Genomic DNA, 3,239 nt, shown 5'->3' with positions numbered 1-3,239 from the left:
TCGCCGAGCGGCTGGCCGCGCCGGGGGACCCGCGCGCCTACCTGCTCGGGCTGGACCCGGCGGCGGACGGGCGGGCGGTGGTGGCGCTGGGTAACCCGGACCGGGCCGGCGCCGTGCTGACGTACGTCCCGGGGATGACCGCGGACCTCGCCGACGCCCCGGGTGAGCTGGGCCGGGCCGCCCGGGTGCTGGACCGGTGCGCCGCGCTCGCCCCGACCGAGGAGGCCGCGGCCGTGCTCTGGCTGGACTACGACGCCCCGGACTTCCTGACCGAGGCGTCCGGTGCCCGGCAGGCCGAGGAGGCCGGCCCCGCCCTGCACCGGTTCCAGGAAGGGCTGCGCGCCTCGCACGACGCCCCGCCGGCCCGGCAGACCGTGCTCGGGCACAGCTACGGCTCGTTGGTGGTCGGCGCCGCCGCCCGTGACCACGGGCTCAGCGCCGACGCGCTGGTCTTCGTCGGTTCTCCCGGCGTCGGGGTCGACCATGCCGCCGAGCTGCGCATGCCGCCCGGCCAGGTGTGGGCCGCCACCGCGCCGGACGACGTGATCCGGCTGACCCGGCCGCCGGAGGAGCTGGCCCGCCGGGCTCTGCTGGCCGGTACGCCGCTCGGCCCGGTGCTGGCCGTGCTGCCCGGTGACCACGAGCTCTGGTTCGGCCCGGACCCGAGCGGCCCGGGCTTCGGCGGCCGGAGTTTCCCCAGCGGCCGGTACGGCCACACCGGCTACTGGGACCCGGGCAACCCGGCGCTGGACGGGATGGCCCGGATCGTGCTCGGCCGATGACCGCGCCCGGCGCCCCCGGCCCTGGCGGGCGACCCGCGCCGGATGCACGCAGGCCCCGCCACCGACGTACGGCGGCGGGGCCCGCGCGGGGTCGACTACTCGACGGTGACCGACTTGGCCAGGTTGCGCGGCTGGTCAACGTCGTGGCCGCGGGCGGCGGCGATCTCGGCGGCGAGCACCTGCAACGGCACCGTGGTCACCAGGGGCGCCAGCAGCGTCGGCGTGCGCGGCACGTAGATCAGGTGGTCGGCGTAGCGGACCACCGCCTCGTCGCCCTCCTCCGCGATCACGATGGTGCGGGCGCCCCGCGCGCGCACCTCCTGGATGTTGGAGACGACCTTGTCGTGCAGCATGCCCCGGCCGACCGGCGAGGGCACGATGCAGATGACCGGGGTGCCCTTGTCGATCAGGGCGATCGGGCCGTGCTTCAGCTCGCCGGCGGCGAAGCCCTCGGCGTGCATGTACGCCAGCTCCTTGAGCTTGAGCGCGCCCTCCAGGGCCACCGGGTAGCCGACGTGCCGGCCGATGAACAGCACGGTCGGCTCGGACTTCAGCTCCCGGGCCAGCTCCCGGACCGGCTCGATCCGGTCCAGCAGCTCGCGCAGCTTGCCCGGCATCTCCTGGAGCTGGGCCACCACCGCGCCCACCTCGTCGGCGAACTTGATCCCGCGTACCTGGGCCAGGTGCAGGCCGATCAGGTAGCAGGCGACGAGCTGGGTGAGGAACGCCTTGGTGGAGGCGACCGCGATCTCCGGGCCGCCGTGGGTGTAGAGCACGGCGTCGGACTCGCGCGGGATGGTGGAGCCGTTGGTGTTGCAGATGGCCAGCACCCGGGCCTTCTGCTCCTTGGCGTGCCGCAGCGCCATCAGCGTGTCCATGGTCTCGCCGGACTGCGAGATCACCACGATCAGGGTGGACCGGTCCAGCACCGGGTCGCGGTAGCGGAACTCGCTGGCCAGCTCGACCTCGCAGGGGATCCGGGTCCAGTGCTCGATGGCGTACTTGGCGACCAGGCCGGAGTGGTACGCGGTGCCGCAGGCGACGATGAAGATCTTGTCGACGTCGCGCAGGTCCTGCTCGCTGAGGCGGACCTCGTCGAGGGCGATCTCGCCGGTCTCGGTGAGCCGGCCGAGCAGCGTGTCGGCGACGGCCTGCGGCTGCTCCTCGATCTCCTTGAGCATGAACCAGTCGTAGCCGCCCTTCTCGGCGGCGGAGGAGTCCCAGTCGATGTGGAAGTCCTTGCCGGTGGCGGCCTGCCCGGCGAAGTCGGTGATCTCGATGTCGTCCGGGGTGATCAGGACGATCTGGTCCTGGCCCAGCTCGACCGCGTCCCGGGTGTGCTCGATGAACGCGGCCACGTCGCTGGCCAGGTAGTTCTCCCCGTCGCCCCGGCCCACGACCAGGGGCGAGTTGCGCCGGGCGCCGACCACCGCGCCGGGGATGCCGGCGTCGACGGCGAGCAGCGTGAAGGCGCCCTCCAGCCGCTGGCAGACCACCCGCATGGCGGAGGCGAGCAGTTGCGGGCTGTCCACCTCGCCGGCCGAGCGCAGGTCGGCCAGGGTCCGGGCGAGCAGGTGGGCGGCGCACTCGGTGTCGGTGTCGCTGGCGAACTCGACGCCGTCGGCCTCCAGCTCGGCGCGGAGCTTGGCGAAGTTCTCGATGATGCCGTTGTGGATCACGGCGACCCGGCCGTCGGGCGACAGGTGCGGGTGGGCGTTGCGGTCGGTCGGGCCGCCGTGGGTGGCCCACCGGGTGTGGCCGATGCCGGTGGTGCCGTCGCCGATGCCGATCGGGCTGGCGGCGCAGTCCTCGGGGTTGTCGGCCGCCCGCTCGGAGAGGACCTTCTCCAGGTTGGCCAGCTTGCCGGCCTTCTTCTCGGTCAGCAGCTCGTCCTCGCAGACGACGGCCACGCCGGCCGAGTCGTAACCGCGGTATTCCAGCCGCCGCAATCCGTCCAGCACGATGCCGAGCGCCGGGCGCGCGCCGGCGTAACCCACGATTCCACACATGGTCCGCAGCCTAACCCAGTTTCGCTCATCGCGCGTGCTCGGAAGCCCGGTAAACGATCACAGAATTTGAGCGAACCGGTGAGCGGAGGACGAGGATCGGACAAACCACTCGAACGCCGCGATCGGCCGGCCGCGTGCTGGCGGATCGGTCGCCCGGCCGGCCGTGCGGCGGCGGATCGGCGGCCCAGCCGGCCGGGCGGCGGCGGATCGGCGGCCCGGCGGAACCCCGGGGACACCTCGCGCGGGTACCCGCGACTGGCCGTCCGGCCCTACATTGAAGGCCCTGGTCGGGCCGACCGGCCCCGACCCGCCCGTCCCGCGGTCGTCCGCGCCGTCCCCCTGCGAGCTGAGCCCGATGTCCGAGACGACCCCGACCCCCGAGCCGGGCCAGCACAGCGGCCCGAGCGATCCCGCCGCCTCGCCGGCCGCCCCGGAGCCCACGACCTGG

General features: G+C 74.0%; 2 protein-coding genes. One reads left to right on the top strand and one right to left on the bottom strand.

The genetic code is table 11. The features are described 5' to 3' along the window. Window positions 1-782: alpha/beta hydrolase (locus LQ51_RS11280; RefSeq protein WP_046564896.1), on the top strand; the 782-nt coding region annotated here is incomplete at its 5' end. A gap of 95 nt (window positions 783-877) precedes the next feature. Here LQ51_RS11280 and glmS read toward each other — a convergent pair. Continuing rightward, a complete protein-coding gene (gene glmS, locus LQ51_RS11275; RefSeq protein WP_046564895.1) occupies window positions 878-2,791 on the bottom strand; it encodes a glutamine--fructose-6-phosphate transaminase (isomerizing) in 1,914 nt (637 codons plus the stop codon). Window positions 2,792-3,239 lie beyond the last annotated feature (448 nt).

Origin of the sequence: Micromonospora sp. HK10, assembly GCF_000982955.1 — a bacterium.
GTDB lineage: Bacteria > Actinomycetota > Actinomycetes > Mycobacteriales > Micromonosporaceae > Micromonospora.
Note: the sequence above shows the minus strand (reverse complement) of the source record. Positions and strands in the feature narration are given on the sequence as shown.

Excerpts from the sequence above, each read along its gene's own strand:
- glmS (WP_046564895.1), bottom strand. The coding sequence starts at position 2,791 with ATGTGTGGAATCGTGGGTTACGCCGGCGCGCGCCCGGCGCTCGGCATC.